Below are 16,921 nucleotides of genomic sequence, written 5' to 3'. Positions count from 1 at the left end.
ACGACTTGTGGACCCTGCGGAGGGAGCGGGTCCGTGTACAACCCCCGCGGTAGGCGCGTGCACCGCGAACGGTTGACGCCATGCGTCTGACCTGCACCTAGGCTGCGGTCATGCGGATCCGCCCCGTCACCGCCGATGTGTTCGTCGCGCTGGCACAGACGTGTGTCGCCGTGCTGCTGGGACGGGAGGCCTCCAGCCAGGGGCAGCCACCGCTCGACCTGGTCGCATACGGGCTCGCGGTGGTCATCAACATGGCGTGCGCGTTCCGCTCCCGGGCACCCGTGGGGGTCTGCCTCTTCGTCGTCGCCACCTGGACGCTCTACATCGCCCTGGGGAACTGGCCGGTCGTGGGCAGCTACGGCGGTCTGATCGCCTGCTACACGGTGGCCGCCACCCGTCCCGCCCGCACCTCCGCGAGCTGCGCCGCGCTCCTCGGCGCCGTCTGGCTGTTCGCCGGGTTCCGTGTCGGGAGCGACTCCATGCCCAGCGTGGCCGTCCAGGCCGTCGCCGTGCCGGCCGTGATCCGGCGCTTCGGCCGGGTGGCCCGCCGCTCCACCCGGCTCGCCGAACAGCTCGCCCACGAGCAGGAGGCCCGGGCCCGGCGCGAGGTGGCGGAGGAACGCGGCCGTATCGCACGGGAGTTGCACGACATCATCGCCCACCACATGTCCGTGATATCGGTCCAGTCGGGCCTGGCGCGGTTCGTCTTCACCTCCGATCCCGCCACCGCCCGCGGCGCGTTGGGCACCATCTCGGCGACCAGCCAGGAGGCGCTGGAGGAGCTGCGGCGCATGCTGCACGTGCTGCGCGCCGAGGACCTCGACGACGAGCCGTCCGCCCCGATGCCCGGTCTCGCGCGGCTGCCGGACATGGTGGAGCGGCTGCGGGCCGGCGGTCTGCCGGTCGGGCTGCGGGTGCGGGGGGAGGCGCGGGCGCTCGCGCCCGGGGTGGACCTGTGCGCGTACCGGGTGGCGCAGGAGGCGCTGACCAACGTCCTCAAACACGCCCCCGGCGCTGTGACGAGCGTGGAAGTCTCCTACGAACGGAACCATGTCGTCCTGGCCGTCGTGAACGACAGTACGGGAGCGAATCCGGCCAGAAACCGGACGGGCGGGGGCCATGGGTTGATCGGAATGCGGGAGCGGGCCAAGCTCTACGGCGGCACGATCACCACCGGCCCGGGGCGCGAGGGGGGTTTCGAGGTCCGGCTGCTGCTGCCGACCTCGGCCCAGCCGACCGCCTGACCGGCCGTACGACACAGGGGGCAGACGTAACTGAGATGACCAGGGCACTCGTGGTCGACGACCAGTTCCTCGTACGGGCCGGTCTGGTCGCGCTGCTGCGGGCGGCGGGGGTCGATGTCGTCGGCGAGGCGAGCGACGGCGAGGAGGCCGTCGCCCAGGCCGCGCGGACCCGACCGGACGTGATCCTGATGGACATCCGGATGCCGGGGACGAACGGCATCACCGCCACCGAGCGGATCCTCGCGGACGCCGAGGACCCGGCGCCGCGCATCCTGATCCTCACCACTTTCGACCTCGACGAGTACGTGTACTCCGCGCTGCGCGCGGGCGCCTCGGGGTTCCTGCTCAAGGACGCGGGGCCGGAGCGGCTGCTCAACGCGGTCACGGCGGTGGGCGGCGGCGACACGCTCTTCGCGCCGAGCGTCACCCGGCGCCTGGTGGAGGCCTTCGCGCGGCCCGCCGAGTGCGCCCCGCGGCTCTCGTCGGACCTGGCCGCGCTCACCGCCCGGGAGACCGAGGTCCTCAAACTCACCGCGCGCGGGCTGTCGAACCAGGAGATCTCCGAGCACCTCTTCATCAGCGAGGCGACGGTGAAGACCCATCTGAACCGGGCCATGAGCAAACTGGACCTGGCCAGCCGGGCGCAGGCGGTGGTGCTGGCGTACGAGTCGGGGCTCGTCACCCCGGGCGCGGGCAGCCGCTAGCGCGCGGGCGTCAACTCCCGTCGGACGCCGTGCCGTTGTAGCGCAGGAGGTAGGCGGCGAACCGGTCGAGGTCGGCCTCCTCCCAGTCCGCGAGGCGCTCGTGGAAGGCGTGCCGGCGCAGCACCGCGGCCTCGGCGAGCTTCTCGGTGCCCGCGGCGGTCAGGTGCAGCAGCTGGATGCGGTGGTCGGCGGGGTCGCTGCGGCGCTCGATGAACCCCAGCTTCTCCAGGGCCGCGATCTGCCGGCTGATCGTCGACTTGTCGAGCATGTAGTACGCGGCGAGGTCGGTCGCGCGGCACCCCTGCTGGTCCTCCAGATGGGACAGCAGGGTGAAGGAGACCAGCGACAGTTCCGGGTGCATCCGCGCGGCGGCGGCCCGCGCGCGGCGGGCGAACGCGGTCAGCTCCCGCTGGATGGTGGTGACCGACTGGTCTCGGCTGGGCACGGCTGGTCCTCTCACTGGCTAGTTGCATAATACAACGCCAGCGTTCGCGTCGCCCGCGCACCACCCCGCCGGAGCTCTCACGCGTACGGGGCCGCCCTCACTCCTCGCCGTCCACCGTCTCCAGCGCCCGCGTCAGCCAGCGGATCCAGAACGTCTCCAGCTCGATGCCGCCGCGCAGCACGAGGTGGCGCAGCCGGTCCTGCTCGCTGTCGCGCTCCGGCGGGAAGTCCCGCTGCTCGATCGACTCGTACAGCTCCAACTGCCGCTCGTGCAGCGTCAGATGGCGGCGCAGCTCGGCGGGGAGGCCCTCCGTGCCGACCACCGCCGCCGCCCGCACCCGCAGCAGCAGCGGGTCCCGCATGGCCCGCGGGTCCTGCCCGGCGGTGGCCCACGCGGCGAGCTCCGCGCGGCCCGCGGGCAGCACCTCGTACTCCTTCTTCTGGCCGCGCGCCCGGGCCTCGGACGGCAGCGCCCGGATGAACCCGGACTGCTCCAGCTTGCCCAGCTCGCGGTAGATCTGCTGGTGCGTCGCGGACCAGAAGAAGCCGAACGACTTGTCGAACCGGCGGGTCAGCTCCAGCCCCGACGAGGGCTTTTCGAGCAGAGCGGTCAGGATCGCGTGCGGGAGGGACATGAGCGCATCGTAGGTTCTGCGGGAACCGCCGCGCCGACCGCGGCCGTCAGAGGGCCGCCGCCAGCCTGGTGCCCTGGTCGATGGCGCGCTTGGCGTCGAGCTCGGCGGCCACGTCCGCGCCGCCGATCAGATGCGCGGTGGCGCCCGCCGCGGTCAGCTCCTCGTACAGATCGCGGCGCGGCTCCTGCCCCGCGCACAGGACCACGGTGTCCACCGGCAGCACCGTGGAGGCGCCGTCGACGGTGATGTGCAGCCCGGCGTCGTCGATCCGGTCGTAGGTGACGCCCGGCACCATCGTCACCCCGCGGTGCTTGAGCTCGGTGCGGTGGATCCACCCCGTGGTCTTGCCGAGGCCCGCGCCGACCTTGGACGTCTTGCGCTGGAGCAGGTGCACCGCGCGCGGCGGCTTGGGACGCTCGGGCGCGCGCAGTCCGCCGCGCTCGCCGTAGGAGGTGTCGACGCCCCACTGCCGGAAGTACGTCTCGGGGTCCAGGCTCGCCGCGTCGCCGCCGTCGGTGAGGTACTCGGCCACGTCGAAGCCGATGCCGCCCGCGCCGACGATCGCGACCCGCTCGCCGACCGGCGCGCCGTCGCGGAGCACGTCGAGGTAGGTGACGACGCTGGGGTGGTCAAAGCCGGGGATCGCGGGGGTGCGGGGCGTGACGCCGGTGGCGACGACGACCTCGTCGTAGCCGCCCGCGGTGAGCTCCTCGACGGTCGCGGTGGTGTTCAACCGGACGTCCACACCGCGTAGTTCGAGCTGCGTACGGTAGTAGCGCAGCGTCTCGTGGAACTCCTCCTTGCCGGGGACGCGCTTGGCGATGTTCAGCTGGCCGCCGATCTCCGCCGCGGCGTCGAAGAGCGTGACCGCGTGGCCGCGCTCGGCCGCCGAGACCGCGAAGGCCAGCCCGGCGGGGCCCGCCCCGACCACGGCGAGGCTCTTGCGGCGCCTGGTGGGGGAGAGGGTCAGCTCCGTCTCGTGGCAGGCGCGCGGGTTGACCAGGCAGGAGGTGATCTTCCCGCTGAAGGTGTGGTCCAGACAGGCCTGGTTGCAGCCGATGCAGGTGTTGATGGTGTCCGGGCGCCCCGCCCGCGCCTTGGCGACGAACTCGGGGTCGGCGAGGAACGGCCGCGCCATCGACACCATGTCCGCCCGGCCCTCGGCGAGCAGCCGCTCGGCGACCTCGGGGGTGTTGATGCGGTTGCTGGTGATCAGCGGGATGGAGACGGACCCCATCAGCTTCTTGGTCACCCAGGTGTAGGCGCCGCGCGGCACCGAGGTGGCAATGGTCGGGATACGGGCCTCGTGCCAGCCGATGCCGGTGTTGATCAGGGTCGCCCCGGCCGCCTCGACGGCCCGCGCCAGCGTGACGACCTCCTCCAGGGTGGAGCCGCCCGGCACCAGGTCCAGCATGGAGAGCCGGTAGATGATGATGAAGTCCGCGCCGACCCGCTCGCGGGTGCGGCGGACGATCTCGACGGGGAAGCGCATCCGGTTCTCGTACGAGCCGCCCCAGCGGTCGGTGCGCCGGTTCACGGCGCCCGCGATGAACTCGTTGATCAGATAGCCCTCGGAGCCCATGATCTCGACGCCGTCGTACCCGGCGGACTTGGCCAGTCCGGCCGCGCGCACGAAGTCCTCGACGGTCTGCTCGACCTCCTCGTCGGTGAGGGCGTGCGGCACGAAGGGGCTGATGGGGGCCTGGAGCGCGCTCGGCGCCACCAGGTCCTGGTGGTAGGCGTACCGGCCGAAGTGCAGGATCTGCATCGCGATCCGGCCGCCCGCCGCGTGCACCGCGTCGGTGACCGTGCGGTGCTGGGCGGCCTCCGCCTCGGTGGTGAGCTTGGCGCCGCCCTCGTAGGGGCGGCCCGCGTCGTTGGGGGAGATACCGCCGGTGACCATGAGGCCGACCCCGCCGCGCGCCCGCTCGGCGTAGAACGCCGCCATCCGCTCGAAGCCGTTCTCGGCCTCTTCGAGCCCGACGTGCATGGACCCCATCAGCACCCGGTTGGGGAGGGTGGTGAAGCCGAGGTCGAGGGGGCTCAGCAGGTGGGGGTAGTCGCTCATCGGGGCGCCTCCAGATACGGCGGTGTCGTCGTCTCCAGTTGTAGAGCACGGGACGCGTGTTGTGCAACAAGTTGCATAAAGGTCGGGGCGCCGCCGAGGGACCCGGCGCCGGGCCTGAAGCGCGAGGGCCCGGCGGGAGCTTCCCGCCGGGCCCTCGTCCACGTGTCGCGGCTCACACCTTCCGGTAGCCGTACGCCTCCGAGGCCGCCGCCTCCACCGCCGCCAGCGGCGCCCCGGCCGAGGCGCTGACGACCGCCGCCACCGCGCCCTCGACGAAGGGCGCGTCGATCAGCCGCGTCCCGGGCGGCAGCTCGTCCTCGGCCAGCAGGGCCTTCACCGTGAGCACCGCGCTGCCCAGGTCCACCAGGACCGCCACGCCCGCGCCCCGGTCGACGGCCGCCGCCGCCTCGGCGATCAGCTCGGAGCTGGTGCCGAGGCCGCCGTCGGGGGTGCCGCCCGCCGCCGCGACGGGGGCGGTCGTGCCGCCGCCCACGAGCCCTCTCGCGAGCGCGGCGACGGCCGCGGCGACCTCCGCGCTGTGCGAGACGAGCACGACCCCGACGAGCCCCGCCTCCCCGCCGTCTCCGCCCGCGCTCACGCGGCGGCCTCCTCGAGCGCCTCGACCAGCAGGGCGGCCGAGGTCGCGCCGGGGTCCTGATGCCCGATGGACCGCTCGCCCAGATAGCTGGCCCTGCCCTTGCGGGCCCGCAGCGGTACGGTCGCCAGCGCCCCGTCCCGCGCCGCCGCGCCCGCAGCGGCGAACGACTCGGAGAGCGCCTCGACGGCCGGGAGCAGCGCGTCCAGCATCGTCTTGTCCCCGGCCGCGGCCCCGCCCAGCGCGGCCACCGCCGCGACACCCTCGCCGAGCGCCGCGGCGAACTCCTCGCGGCTCACCTCGGCCCGGTCGCCGAGCGCCTTGCCGGTGCGGCGCAGCAGCGTCCCGTACAGCGGGCCGGAGGCACCGCCCACCGTCGAGATCAACTGCCGCCCGGCGAGGGCGAGTACGGCGCCGGGGGTGTCCGGGGTCTCCTTCTCCGGGGCGTCCTTCTCCAGGGCGGCGCTGACGGCAGTGAATCCGCGCCGCAGGTTGGCGCCGTGGTCGGCGTCGCCGATGGCCGAGTCCAGCTCGGTCAGCCGGTCCGCCTCACGGTCCACGGCCGAGGCCGTCACGGTCATCCAGCGGCGGAAGAAAGCGGCGTCGAGCACGAGCGACTCCTTGAGAGGGCGCGGGCGGGAATACGGCAGGCGGACCTTCAGCAGCCCCACCGCAGCGCGGGCGTGTTCACGGGCGCGTCCCACAGCCGCAGCAGCTCCTCGTCTACCTGACACAGCGTCACCGAGGCGCCGGCCATGTCGAGCGAGGTGACGTAGTCGCCCACGAGCGTGCGCGCCACCGGGACGCGCCGCTCGGCCAGCACCCGGTGCACCTCGGCGGTGAACCCGTACAGCTCCAGGAGCGGTGTCGCCCCCATGCCGTTGACGAGCAGCAGGACGGGACTCGACGGCTCCAGGTCCTCCAGGACCGCGTCCACGGCGAAGTCCGCGATCTCCCCGGAGGTCATCATGGGCCGCCGCTCGCGCCCCGGCTCACCGTGGATACCGACGCCGAGCTCCAGCTCGCCGGGCGGCAGGTCGAAGGTGGGACCGCCCTTGGCGGGGGTGGTGCAGGCGCTGAGGGCGACGCCGAAACTGCGCGAACTCGCATTGACCCGGCGGGCGATCGCCTCCACCCGCTCCAGGGGCGCGCCCTCCTCGGCCGCGGCGCCCGCGATCTTCTCCACGAAGAGGGTGGCCCCGGTGCCGCGCCGCCCGGCGGTGTAGAGGCTGTCGGTCACGGCCACGTCGTCGTCGACGAGCACCCTGGCGATGGTCACGCCCTCGTCCTCGGCGAGCTCCACGGCCATGTCGAAGTTGAGCACGTCACCGGTGTAGTTCTTGACGACGAACAGCACCCCGGCCCCGCTGTCCACGGCAGCCGCGGCGCGCACCAGCTGGTCCGGCACCGGCGAGGTGAACACCTCGCCCGGACACGCGGCGGAGAGCATCCCGCGCCCCACGAACCCGCCGTGCAGCGGCTCGTGCCCCGACCCGCCCCCGGACACCAGCCCCACCTTCCCGGCGAACGGCGCGTCCCGCCGTACGATCACCCGGTTCTCCACGTCGACGGTCAGCTCGGGATGCGCGGCGGCCATCCCGCGCAACGCGTCCGCCACGACCGTCTCGGCCACGTTGATCAGCATCTTCATGGGTGCCTCCGGGTGAGCCTCGGGTGGGGTGTGCGCCGGTGAGTCGGGTGTGAACGGTGTCGATCGGGATGCTGTCCGGGCCCAGTATCGGACGAACCCCGTCGCGGGTCACGGACTTCCGCGCCGGGGCGTCGCAGTGGCCGGAGACAGCCCGTCCCGGAGGACCCGGCGGCCCTTCCCGGGGTACGGTGCCACCCTTGCCCCGGCGACCGGCAACCCCGCCCGGGCGACGTGGGGTTGGCTCCCGCTTTCCCGGCAACGCCGAGCGGGGACCCGGCTCCTGGAGACGCACCCGGGTACGGACCAATGACTCCCGGGGTTCACTCGAAGAGCCCGCTCCGTATGTGATTTAGACGACTCGCGCCAGGGGAACTGGCACCGCGTTCCATACGTTCCGTCATGCGCTGTCGCAGCTAGAGCACTTGGCAGGACACGCGCGCGGGGACGGATGTCGTATACAGCCGCTCGCCGAGGCACTGGGTGCCCCGCCCGTGGCCCTGCGTGAGGGAGTTGGCGTCGCGGCGAAGGGGGCGGTACACGGGTACGCTCCTCCTCATCAATCGCCCTGGGGGCCCGAGCTCTTCGTGCATCCCGCGGAGTCCACGACGACGTGGACCCCACCGAACGGGCCTGCGGGATCCGCAGGCCCCGAGGAAAGGGGTGGTTGATCCCGATGGCGAAGAAAAAGAAGCCAGAGGGGCACTGCTGCTGCAAGCGGGACCGGCCGTACCGGGCGGCCCGCTGGATGGGCCCGCTCTACACGATCTACAAGGTCGTGAGGGACAACTGGCCCTTCTGACGCGCAAAGCCCCGACCTGACCGGTCGGGGCCGCGCTGCAGTCGGTGTGCTGAGGAGGCCTCACCTGGGAGCTTGGCCGGCGACCGGTGGGGCCTTCCTTGCGGCCGAATGCGGTTACCGTCACGTACGCAAGGAGAACGCCCAGAGTGTGATACCGATCACACTTCCCCGCGACAGTGCCCCCATCTTGCCTTGTGTTGCGCCGGTTGTGCACCAGCTAGCCGTATGTCGATCAGCGCAGTTGAACGCCCGGAATCGGGCAAGCGGGCAGGGTGACGTGCAATCTTCCCATGAAGAGTGACGCAGATCACACCTGTAAGGGTGAGGCAACACACACCTGACCGGGTGATGTTTTGCGGCAGTTTGCCGGGGGTTCACATCCCCGGGGCCGCTGGAATGGAGGCCTCCGGTTGTGCGGGAAGCACTGTACCCGCGCTGACTGACAAAGCGCGCCAACCCGAACGTCTGGAACAGAAGTGCGGGTCACCATGGGCAGCGCCCGGCCCTCCCGGCCCCGGACGGCCCCTGCGTGTCGGCCACTTGGGGGTGCGGCGGGCGCGCGTCGGACGGTCGGGGTGCCGTGCCCGTGAGTATGGGGGCCGGGCCAGGAGAGGTACAGGGCATGAAGAAGACTTGCCACCCGCGGCGGTGGTGGCGGGCGACCGCCGTGACAACCGCGCTGGGGCTGGCCGCCGGTGCGGCCGGGGCGCCCCGGGTGGCCGCCGCGGATCGCGGGGAGACCGCCCGCCACGCGGCGGCGGGCCCGGGTTGGGGTGGGCCGCGCGCGGCAGTGGATGGCTCGCTCCCGGGCGAAGTGCGCACAGCGGGGGGCAACAGTCCGGGCCCCCGGGAACCGCGCACAGCGGGGGTCGGCCGGGGCCCGGGAGAACCACGCGCGGTAGGGGACAGCCCGTCCCCGGGTGAACTGCGCGCCGCCGAGGCGTGGTTGGCGCGTGCCGTTCGCCGTCCCGGTGACCTCGGCCTCCTCCTGCGCGAGCTGCCCAAGGGCGGCGACCTCCACCACCACCTCGGCGGCGCCGTCCCCGCGGAGTCGCTCATCGCCTACGCCGCCCGCGACCGCAAGTGCGTCGACACCGCCACGTACGTCGTGGTCCCGGGGCCGGAGCCGTGCGCCCCGAGGCAGCGGCCCGCCCGGGACGCCACCCGTCCCGGACCGTTCCGCGGCGAGGTCGTCCGGGCCTGGTCGATGCGCGGTTTCGTGCCGCCGCCCGACGGCGACCCGCAGCCCGGCCACGACCACTTCTTCGCCACCTTCGGGAAGTTCGCCGAGGCCGAGGCGGGCCATGACGCGGACATGCTGGCGGAGGTGGCGCGGGCCGCCGCACGGGAGCGGACCGCGTATGTGGAGACGCTGGTGACGGTGGCCGCCGAGCCGCTGCGCCGGCTGGTCGACCGGGTGCTCCCCGCGGACCCCGGCCCGTCCGGCCTCGCCGGGTTCCACCGGCTCCTCACCCGCGACCCCCGCTTCGAGGAGATCGTCCGGCGGGCCGCCGCCGAGTACGACCGGGCCTTCACCCGCTACCGCCGACTCCTCGGCTGCGGCCGTACGTCCGCGCCGCCCGCCTGCTCCGTCGTCATCCGCTTCGACTACCAGGTGGGCCGCGCCCAGCCCGCCCGCCATGTCTTCGCCCAGCAGATCCTCGGCTTCGCGCTCGCCCGGCACCGGCTCGGCCACGTCGTCGGCGTCAACCTGGTCCAGTCCGAGGACGCCCCCGTCGCGCTGCGGGACTACACCCTGCACATGAGGATGACCGGCTTCCTGAAGTCCCGCGCCCCGTCCGTCCACGTCAGTCTGCACGCCGGTGAACTCGTCGCCGGCCTGAACGGCGTGAGCGGCCGGGACCTCGCCTTCCACATCGCCCAGGCGGTCGACCTGGCGGGCGCCGACCGTGTCGGACACGGTGTCGATCTCCTCCACGAACGCGACCACCGGGCCCTGGCCGCCCGGATGCGCGAGCGGCATGTGCTCGTCGAGGCCCCTCTCATCAGCCACGCCCAGATCCTCCGCGTCACCGGCGACCGCCACCCCCTGCACACCTATCTGGACGCCGGTGTACCCCTCGCCCTGGCCACCGACGACCCGGGTGTCAGCCGCAGCGACCTCACCGACGTCTACCGGCTCGGCGTCACCGACCAGCGCCTGTCCGTCGCCGAGTTGCGCACCTCCGCACGCGCCTCGCTGGACCACGCCTTCGTCGAGGGAGCCAACCTGTGGAGGGAGCAGGACCGGTACGACACCTTCGCCGCGCCCTGCCGCTACGACACCCCCGACCCGGACCACCGGCCCGGCGCCGGCTGCCGCGCGTTCCTGGCGGCCAGCCCCAGAGCGACGCTCCAATGGAACCTGGAGACGGAGTGGCGGGCGTTCGAACGCCGCTGCGCACGCCGCCGTTGAGCCTCGCCGGAATAACAGAACAATTCGGGCACAATGCCGCCCATGACTCTCATCGACCGGCGGCCGTCGCGGCGACCCGCGCGACGGCCGGCCCTGCGGCTGGGCCTCGCCGTCGCCGCCTCGGGCGCGCTCCTGCTGACCGGCGCGACCCCCGCCGACGCGGCGCACGCGCCCGGCACGGACCGTGCGGGGGAGGAGACCGCTCCCCGCGGCGAGACCTGGTCGGACGCCGACGTCCTCGGCTTCTGGACCGCGGGACGCATCGCCTCCGCCACCGACCCCGGGCGCCCCGGCCGCGACGGAAGCACCGCCGGAACGCCCGGGCCTCCGGCCGCCGCCCCCGGGATGCCGAGCGCGGAGCACTTCCCCGGGATCGCCTCCGTCGGCGTCCTGTTCACCTCCGCGGGCACGGACCCGACGACCGGCGAGCTGCGTGCGCACAAGTGCTCGGCGAGCGTGGTGGAGAGCCCGGGGCCGAGCCTCGTCCTGACGGCCGGTCACTGTGCGGGCAGGCGCGCGGTGTTCGTCCCCGGATACCGGCCGCGCACCCGGCTCGCCGACCAGCCGTACGGCTTCTACCGGGTCACCGACTGGTACGTGGACGACCAGTACGTCCGCAACAGCAAGAAGGCCGTCTCCGACCTGGACTACTCCTTCGGGCGCCTCGCGTCCTCACCCGCGGGCGAGGACGCCCAGGACGTGGTGGGGGCCAACCACCTGGCCCAGACGCCCGGCTACCGCCAGGACGTGACGATGCTGGGCTATCCCCGGGTGGGCCGCAATCCGGCGGACACCCCGGTGCGCTGCGCTGCGCGGTCGGGGCGGCTGGCCGGGTTCCGGCAGATGCGGGTGGAGTGCGCCGGAATGTGGGGCGGTGTCTCCGGCGGCCCGTGGTTCTCCGACGTCGACTGGGACGCCGGGACCGGCGAGATCATCGGGAACGTGGGCGGCTACAACGGCGGCGGCATGGACGTGCCCGAGTCCGACCCCCGCTACCACCGGATCACCTACAGCCCCGTCTACGGCGAGCGCTTCTTCCGGCTCTACGCCGACGCCCGCGAGGGCCGCCGGCCGCACTACGGCACGTACCGCTGACCTCGCTCGGTCGGTAGGAGACAGGGACGGAGCCGGAGCCGGTCGTAGCCGGCGCCGGAGTTGGGCGGGCGGCGGGTGGAACCGGTACACCGTTTCCACCCGCCGCCCTGGCCGCACCGCGGCCCGCTGCCATGGGTACCCTCCGGGCTGCCTGGCGGGGGCGCAGGAGCCAGCAGGGGGCGGGGTCACGACACGGCCGTACCGGGGGCGGGCGGAGGCGCCCCGGGAGGATTCCCGGCGGGCCCCCGCCGCTGCGGTACGGGCGTCAGACGACTTCCATCGTCGCCATCATGCCCATCGACGCGTGGTCGAACATGTGGCAGTGGTAGACGTACTTGCCCCGGTAGCCGGTGAAGGTGGCCTGCACCTTCACCTTCTCGCCGGGCATCAGCCGGACCGTGTCCTTGAGCCCGGCCTCGGGCCCGGACGTCACCGGTACGCCGTTGCGCTCCAGCACCCGGAACTGCACCAGGTGGATGTGGAAGTTGTGCGGCACCCGCTGATTGACGTTGGAGACGGTCCACACCTCGGTGTCGCCGTACTTGATGGTGGTGTCGACGCGCTTGTCGTCGTACACCTTGTCGTCGATGTACCCCATGCCGTCCGCGACGTTCTCGTCCACCCGCAGCACGACATCGCGGTTGACGGTCGGCACCGCCGGCGCGGGCAGGGTCCGCAGCTTGGCCGGCACCCGGCTGTAGTCCGCGGCCTTGCGGGTCACCCGGAACTGCAGGACCGGGATGGGCGGGACCCCCACGGGCACGTTCTCCGTGTTGACGATCTGGACGGTGGTGCCCACCGGGTACTTGGAGAAGTCGATCACCACGTCGGCGCGCTCGCCGGACGTCAGCGAGATGGTGTCGGTGGTGACCGGTGCCTCCAGCAGACCGCCGTCGGTGCCGATCTGCTGGACGGTCGAGCCGTCCGACAGCTTCAGCGTGAAGAACCGCATGTTGGCCGTGTTGTACAGCCGGAAGCGGTACTTGCGCGCCGCCACCTCGAAGTAGGGCCAGGCCTTGCCGTTGGCGAGGATGACGTTGCGGCCCCGGAAGTCGTTCATCTGGTAGATGAACTGGCCGTTCTCGTCGAAGCGGGCGTCCCGGATGGAGATCGGGATGTCGTACGCGCCGGACGGCAGCCCCAGCGCCTTCTCCGGCAGGTCCATCAGCGTGTAGATGCCGGTCAGACCGCGGAAGACGTTCTCCGACTCGATGTGGTGCGCGTGGTCGTGGAACCACAGGTTCGCGTTGGGCTGGCTGTTGGGGTAGGTGTACGTCTTCTCGCCGCCCGGCTGGATGAGGTCCATCGGGGCGCCGTCGCTGGACTCCGGGACGTGGCCGCCGTGCAGATGGATCGAGGTCGGCGTGGGCAGGTTGTTCTTCTGCGTGACCACCACGCGGTGCCCCGAGCACGCCTTGATCCACGGACCCGGCCAGTGGCCGTCGAAGGTGCGGACGGTCGTCTGCTTCCCCGGGATGATCTCGGTCTGCACCTCCTGCATCTCAAAGCTGTAGTAGGAGGTGGTGCCCGATATCCGGTCCGGACGCAGGACCTCCGGAACCGTCATCTCCTGCGCGAACTTGGGGATGGTGGTCGGGTCGATGTCCGACGTGGTCCGGGCCTGCGCCTCGCCGCCCAGTGCCGGAAGCAGCAGGCCGGCGCCCCCCACGGCGCCGGTGAGCGCGACACCGGCCTTCATCGCATTCCTGCGTGTGATCATCAAGAACTCTCCCAGCGAAACATGCTGAGGACGCCCCCGCGGCGTCCTGGCAGTGATCGTTCGGGCGGCGTACGGACGTTCCCGCAGGCGCCGCCGGCCCGTCACGCGGTCCGGCGAGTGGATCGGCTCGCCGCCGCCTGACCGGCAGTCCCGGGGAACAGCCCCACCTGGTTCATGAAGCTCGGCCTCGGGGTGTCACATGGTGCTCCGGCGCCCTTCCGGGGTGGGGCCCGGCGCGACGCGGCAGATCTTGCCCCCCAAGTCTCGTGGGGGCGCTCTGGCCGAACAAGACACTCTGGTTTCAGGGTTGTGTCAGATTTCGCAGATTACTTGCCAGTTGTGTAGGGGCTCTGGCATCCGAACGTCAGACTCCGTCAGGCACCCGAGGATGGGCGGCACGGGGGCAGGGAGCTATCGTCGGAAGTCCGGATCGGTCGCGCGTCCGGAGAGTGCGGGCGGCCCCGACCGTGAAGGGCCGGTTCCGCGTGGACGAGGGGGGGCGGTCGGGCGATGGAGCAGGACGATGCCGTGATCGGCTGTACCGGCGAGGTGCTCATCGGCACCCGTGGCCCCGGCGGCCCCGGCGAGGTCCTGGTACGGGTGCGCGGTGGCTCGGAGGCCTTCCTCGCCTGGTCCGAGGAGCCCCTGCCGCGCGGTGCGCGGGTCCTGGTCGTGGAGTCGCGCGGCACCCGTCAGATCGACGTCATCGCGTGGTCCGACCCGTTGGACGAACTGGACCTCGGCACCGGCTGAGACCGTCCGGTCCCTCGGGTCCGTTCAGCAGTACACCAAGCAACAGACAAGGGAGACCCCGATGTTCGGTTACCGCGTGCCCGCCCCCGACGAGGCGATGCTCATCTCGGGCGGCAGACGAGGTCTGGGAGGGGCGCCGTTCCAGGTGGTGACCGGGCACGGCAAGTTCGTGCTCCCCGTCTTCCGCAAGACCCGCTTCCTCACCCTCGCCATGTGCGAGTCCGAGGTCACCGAGACCTGTGTGACCAAGCAGGGCATCGCGCTCACCGTACGGGCGGTCATCGCCTTCAAGGTCGGCAACGACACCGAGTCCATCGTCAACGCCGGACAGCGCTTCCTCTCCGACCAGGACCAGATGTCGGTGCTCACCGGCCGGATCTTCGCCGGTCATCTGCGGGCCATCATCGGCTCGATGACCGTCGAGGAGATCGTGACCGAGCGCCAGAAGCTGGCCGCCGAGGTCCTGGACACCTCCAAGTCGGAGATGGCGAAGATCGGCCTGATCGTCGACTCGCTCCAGATCCAGTCGATCGACGACGGCGACACCGGCTATATCGAGGCGATGTCGGCCCCGCACAAGGCGGCCATCCAGCGCCAGGCCCAGATCGCCCAGGCGCAGGCAACCCAGGCGTCGGTGGAGGCCGAACAGGTGGCCGCGCGCAACCAGGCCGAGTACGCCCGTCAGACCGCCGTCGTCAAGGCCGAGTACTCGGCCGAGGTCGACCGCGCCCAGGCCCAGGCCGCCCAGGCCGGACCGCTCGCCCAGGCCCACGCCCAGCAGGAGGTCCTGGCGGCCCAGACCGAGCTGGCGCTGCGCCAGGCCGAACTGCGCCAGCAGCAGCTGGTCGCCGAGATCGTCAAGCCCGCCGAGGCCGAGGCCGAGCGCATCCGGGTGCTGGCCGTGGCCGACGCCGAGCGGATGAAGATCCAGGCCGAGGCGGCGGCCTCGTACGACCGCGTCGCCCTCGACCGGATGCTCATCGACCAGCTGCCGCAGATCGTCAAGGAGGCCGCGGGCGGCCTCGCCGGCGCCAATGTGAACGTGCTCAACGGGGCGGACGGCCTCGGTGAGATCGCCGCGGGCCTGGTCGGCCAGGGCCTGACGATCCTCGACTCGGTACGCCAGAACCTGAGCGGATCCGGCCAGCCCCAGGACCGGCGTGAGGGTTCCGCGAAGAGCGCGCTGCCGGAGCTGCGGAGCTACTCCGAGGACTCCCAGAAGGCGGCCGAGGACGCGTCGGCCGGACAGCGCGCCCCGCGGCCCAGGACCGGTGAAGGCCCTGTCACCCTGGACTGATCCCGTTTCCGGGCCGCTCGGGCACGGATTGGCCAAGCGGCCTCCCGATCGGTGTGCGGGGGGTGTCCTGCGGGTGAATCGTGCGCGAGGATGGGGCCATGACCGCGGCCCATCGCGCCATGGCTCAGTTGGAGACATGGCCGAATCTGGTAAGTGGCGCGCCCCGGTGCGCCGTTGGGCAAGCCTTCCGTACGACGGAGTACGAGGTGGTGCACTTCCACTCCGACCATGCCGCCGATCTGCATCTCACCCACCCCGCGATCGAGCGGCTGCTGCCCGAGCTGGGGCGTACCAGCGCGATCCGGCTGACGCCCGGATCCGCCTGGCTCACCGTGCTCCTGGACTGCGACGCGGACGTCGAGCTGCTGCTGAGTCTGATCAGTGTGGCGCTGAAGGCGCACGGCGACGCCCGTCCGCGTCAACCGGGCGCGCCCTGCGAGTGGTACGGCCCGCCCGGGCCCCCGCAGTTCGCCGCGGTCGAGGTGGCGGCGGGCGCCGCCCCGGCGGCCCCGCACGGTCTGGTGCCCGCCGCCCGGCGGGCCATGGGCCGCTTCATCCCGCACGGCCACCGGTCCGGCTGACGCCACCGGCGCCTCAGTAGTCGGCGTGGACCGGCGTCTGGTTCCGGCGCTTCGCCGTGGGCTGGATCACGCGCGCTTTCGGGGTGGAATCGGTGGATCATTGTGCGAACCCGCCGGTGAGAGGCCCGGGGCGGATGCGAGGATGAGCGCGCCATGACTGCCACCGACGCCTGCCGCACCGTGCGGGCCGCGATGTTCGCGGCCCTCTGTGTGCTGCTCACCGCGCTCGGACACGCCCTCATGTCACAGGCCCCGGTGCCCTGGTGGGCCCTGGCGTGCGGTTTCGCCGCCACCGGTGCCACCGCGTGGGCCCTGGCCGGGCGCGAGCGCGGGTTCGCCTCCGTCGTGGCGGTGGCCGTGGGAGCGCAGGCCGGGCTGCACGAGCTGTTCTCGTGGGCCCAGACCACCGCGCGCCCGGCCGCACAGCCCATGGACATGCCGATGGCCGGGATGCCCATGGCTCATATGGGCCAGATGGGCCAGATGGATCCCATGGGCGACATGGGCCGCACGGGTCACCTGGAACACGTGGGCTCCATGGGCTTCATGGGTTCCATGGGCCACGACATGGCGGGCATGCCCTGGGGGATGTCGTCCACCGGCATGCTCGCCGCCCACCTCCTGGCCGCCCTGCTGTGCGGGCTGTGGCTCGCCCACGGCGAGCGGGCGGCCTTCCGTATCCTGCGGGCCTTCGCCGGTTGGCTCTTCGCCCCGCTGCGGCTGGTGCTCACGGCCGTGCCCCCGCGGCCCCCGCGCCCGTGTGCCGGGCCGGAGCGCACGGCCCGCCGGCCCCGGCGGCTCTTCCTCGTCCACGCGATCACCTCACGGGGCCCGCCCGCCGGGACCGCTGTCGTCTGACGACAGCCGGTTCCCCGCGGCGCCCCCGGAACCTCTCCGGCGCCCCGGGCATCGGCCGCAC

General features: G+C 72.4%; 16 protein-coding genes. 9 read left to right on the top strand and 7 right to left on the bottom strand.

Translation table 11 applies throughout. The annotated features are described in order from the left end of the window. Positions 1 to 110 precede the first annotated feature (110 nt). Together ACZ5ID_RS02425 and ACZ5ID_RS02420 are read left to right on the top strand one after the other, a co-directional pair. Positions 111 to 1,244: a sensor histidine kinase gene (locus ACZ5ID_RS02425; RefSeq protein WP_468892683.1), complete on the top strand. Its 1,134-nt coding sequence runs from the start codon at positions 111 to 113 to the stop codon at positions 1,242 to 1,244. Positions 1,245 to 1,279: 35 nt separating this feature from the next. Next, complete coding sequence (locus ACZ5ID_RS02420) at positions 1,280 to 1,948, top strand: response regulator (RefSeq protein ID WP_406554376.1); 669 nt, start codon at positions 1,280 to 1,282, stop codon at positions 1,946 to 1,948. A 10-nt stretch (positions 1,949 to 1,958) separates the two neighbouring features. On the opposite strand, the gene ACZ5ID_RS02415 is transcribed toward ACZ5ID_RS02420, so the two are convergent. From ACZ5ID_RS02415 to dhaK, 6 genes are all read right to left on the bottom strand, one after another. Beyond that, complete coding sequence (locus tag ACZ5ID_RS02415; protein ID WP_468892682.1) at positions 1,959 to 2,393, bottom strand: MarR family winged helix-turn-helix transcriptional regulator; 435 nt, start codon at positions 2,391 to 2,393, stop codon at positions 1,959 to 1,961. Positions 2,394 to 2,490: 97 nt separating this feature from the next. Beyond that, entirely contained in the window at positions 2,491 to 3,027 is a 537-nt protein-coding gene (locus ACZ5ID_RS02410) for a PadR family transcriptional regulator (protein WP_468892680.1), read from the bottom strand. Between the two features lie 46 nt (positions 3,028 to 3,073). Beyond that, positions 3,074 to 5,095, bottom strand: coding sequence for an oxidoreductase (locus ACZ5ID_RS02405; protein WP_468892678.1), 2,022 nt, complete (start codon positions 5,093 to 5,095; stop codon positions 3,074 to 3,076). Positions 5,096 to 5,267: 172 nt separating this feature from the next. Further along, positions 5,268 to 5,693: a PTS-dependent dihydroxyacetone kinase phosphotransferase subunit DhaM gene (locus ACZ5ID_RS02400; protein ID WP_468892676.1), complete on the bottom strand. Its 426-nt coding sequence runs from the start codon at positions 5,691 to 5,693 to the stop codon at positions 5,268 to 5,270. Then, positions 5,690 to 6,301 carry a dihydroxyacetone kinase subunit DhaL gene (dhaL, locus tag ACZ5ID_RS02395; RefSeq protein WP_468892674.1) on the bottom strand — a complete coding sequence of 204 codons (612 nt, stop codon included), beginning with the start codon at positions 6,299 to 6,301 and terminating at the stop codon, positions 5,690 to 5,692. The genes ACZ5ID_RS02400 and dhaL overlap by 4 nt, the downstream gene beginning before the upstream one ends. 47 nt (positions 6,302 to 6,348) lie before the next feature. Next, on the bottom strand, positions 6,349 to 7,341 hold the full coding sequence (gene dhaK, locus ACZ5ID_RS02390) for a dihydroxyacetone kinase subunit DhaK (protein WP_468892672.1): 993 nt from the start codon (positions 7,339 to 7,341) through the stop codon (positions 6,349 to 6,351). A 673-nt stretch (positions 7,342 to 8,014) separates the two neighbouring features. On the opposite strand from dhaK, the gene ACZ5ID_RS02385 reads away from it, so the two are divergent. The 3 genes from ACZ5ID_RS02385 to ACZ5ID_RS02375 all read left to right on the top strand — a co-directional run bounded on the left by ACZ5ID_RS02385 (position 8,015) and on the right by ACZ5ID_RS02375 (position 11,651). Beyond that, positions 8,015 to 8,140 (top strand): hypothetical protein, encoded by a 126-nt coding sequence (locus tag ACZ5ID_RS02385; RefSeq protein ID WP_468892670.1) that lies wholly within the window; start codon positions 8,015 to 8,017, stop codon positions 8,138 to 8,140. Between the two features lie 946 nt (positions 8,141 to 9,086). After that, on the top strand, positions 9,087 to 10,556 hold the full coding sequence (locus ACZ5ID_RS02380) for an adenosine deaminase (protein ID WP_468892668.1): 1,470 nt from the start codon (positions 9,087 to 9,089) through the stop codon (positions 10,554 to 10,556). A 42-nt stretch (positions 10,557 to 10,598) separates the two neighbouring features. Further along, entirely contained in the window at positions 10,599 to 11,651 is a 1,053-nt protein-coding gene (locus ACZ5ID_RS02375) for a trypsin-like serine peptidase (protein WP_468892666.1), read from the top strand. Positions 11,652 to 11,916: 265 nt separating this feature from the next. Here the strand turns inward: ACZ5ID_RS02375 and ACZ5ID_RS02370 are convergent, their stop codons facing one another. Beyond that, a complete protein-coding gene (locus ACZ5ID_RS02370; RefSeq protein WP_468892664.1) occupies positions 11,917 to 13,371 on the bottom strand; it encodes a multicopper oxidase family protein in 1,455 nt (484 codons plus the stop codon). Positions 13,372 to 13,881: 510 nt separating this feature from the next. Here ACZ5ID_RS02370 and ACZ5ID_RS02365 point away from each other — a divergent pair. The 4 genes from ACZ5ID_RS02365 (at position 13,882) to ACZ5ID_RS02350 (ending at position 16,860) form a co-directional block, all read left to right on the top strand. After that, positions 13,882 to 14,124: a hypothetical protein gene (locus tag ACZ5ID_RS02365; protein ID WP_468892662.1), complete on the top strand. Its 243-nt coding sequence runs from the start codon at positions 13,882 to 13,884 to the stop codon at positions 14,122 to 14,124. Positions 14,125 to 14,185: 61 nt separating this feature from the next. Then, entirely contained in the window at positions 14,186 to 15,421 is a 1,236-nt protein-coding gene (locus ACZ5ID_RS02360) for an SPFH domain-containing protein (protein ID WP_468892660.1), read from the top strand. Positions 15,422 to 15,519: 98 nt separating this feature from the next. Beyond that, positions 15,520 to 16,002 (top strand): luciferase domain-containing protein, encoded by a 483-nt coding sequence (locus tag ACZ5ID_RS02355; protein WP_468892658.1) that lies wholly within the window; start codon positions 15,520 to 15,522, stop codon positions 16,000 to 16,002. Between the two features lie 153 nt (positions 16,003 to 16,155). Next, positions 16,156 to 16,860: a hypothetical protein gene (locus tag ACZ5ID_RS02350; RefSeq protein WP_468892656.1), complete on the top strand. Its 705-nt coding sequence runs from the start codon at positions 16,156 to 16,158 to the stop codon at positions 16,858 to 16,860. The last annotated feature ends 61 nt before the right edge of the window (positions 16,861 to 16,921 follow it).

The organism is Streptomyces sp. NPDC031670, assembly GCF_055580545.1.
The sequence above is the reverse complement of the archived record's forward strand: the minus strand, read 5'-3'. Positions and strand labels throughout refer to the sequence as shown.

Excerpts from the sequence above, each read along its gene's own strand:
- ACZ5ID_RS02370 (WP_468892664.1), bottom strand. The coding sequence starts at position 13,371 with ATGATCACACGCAGGAATGCGATGAAGGCCGGTGTCGCGCTCACCGGC.
- ACZ5ID_RS02360 (WP_468892660.1), top strand. The coding sequence starts at position 14,186 with ATGTTCGGTTACCGCGTGCCCGCCCCCGACGAGGCGATGCTCATCTCG.
- ACZ5ID_RS02355 (WP_468892658.1), top strand. The coding sequence starts at position 15,520 with ATGACCGCGGCCCATCGCGCCATGGCTCAGTTGGAGACATGGCCGAAT.
- ACZ5ID_RS02420 (WP_406554376.1), top strand. The coding sequence starts at position 1,280 with ATGACCAGGGCACTCGTGGTCGACGACCAGTTCCTCGTACGGGCCGGT.
- ACZ5ID_RS02410 (WP_468892680.1), bottom strand. The coding sequence starts at position 3,027 with ATGTCCCTCCCGCACGCGATCCTGACCGCTCTGCTCGAAAAGCCCTCG.
- ACZ5ID_RS02365 (WP_468892662.1), top strand. The coding sequence starts at position 13,882 with ATGGAGCAGGACGATGCCGTGATCGGCTGTACCGGCGAGGTGCTCATC.
- ACZ5ID_RS02405 (WP_468892678.1), bottom strand. The coding sequence starts at position 5,095 with ATGAGCGACTACCCCCACCTGCTGAGCCCCCTCGACCTCGGCTTCACC.
- ACZ5ID_RS02425 (WP_468892683.1), top strand. The coding sequence starts at position 111 with ATGCGGATCCGCCCCGTCACCGCCGATGTGTTCGTCGCGCTGGCACAG.
- ACZ5ID_RS02350 (WP_468892656.1), top strand. The coding sequence starts at position 16,156 with ATGACTGCCACCGACGCCTGCCGCACCGTGCGGGCCGCGATGTTCGCG.
- dhaK (WP_468892672.1), bottom strand. The coding sequence starts at position 7,341 with ATGAAGATGCTGATCAACGTGGCCGAGACGGTCGTGGCGGACGCGTTG.
- ACZ5ID_RS02375 (WP_468892666.1), top strand. The coding sequence starts at position 10,599 with ATGACTCTCATCGACCGGCGGCCGTCGCGGCGACCCGCGCGACGGCCG.
- ACZ5ID_RS02385 (WP_468892670.1), top strand. The coding sequence starts at position 8,015 with ATGGCGAAGAAAAAGAAGCCAGAGGGGCACTGCTGCTGCAAGCGGGAC.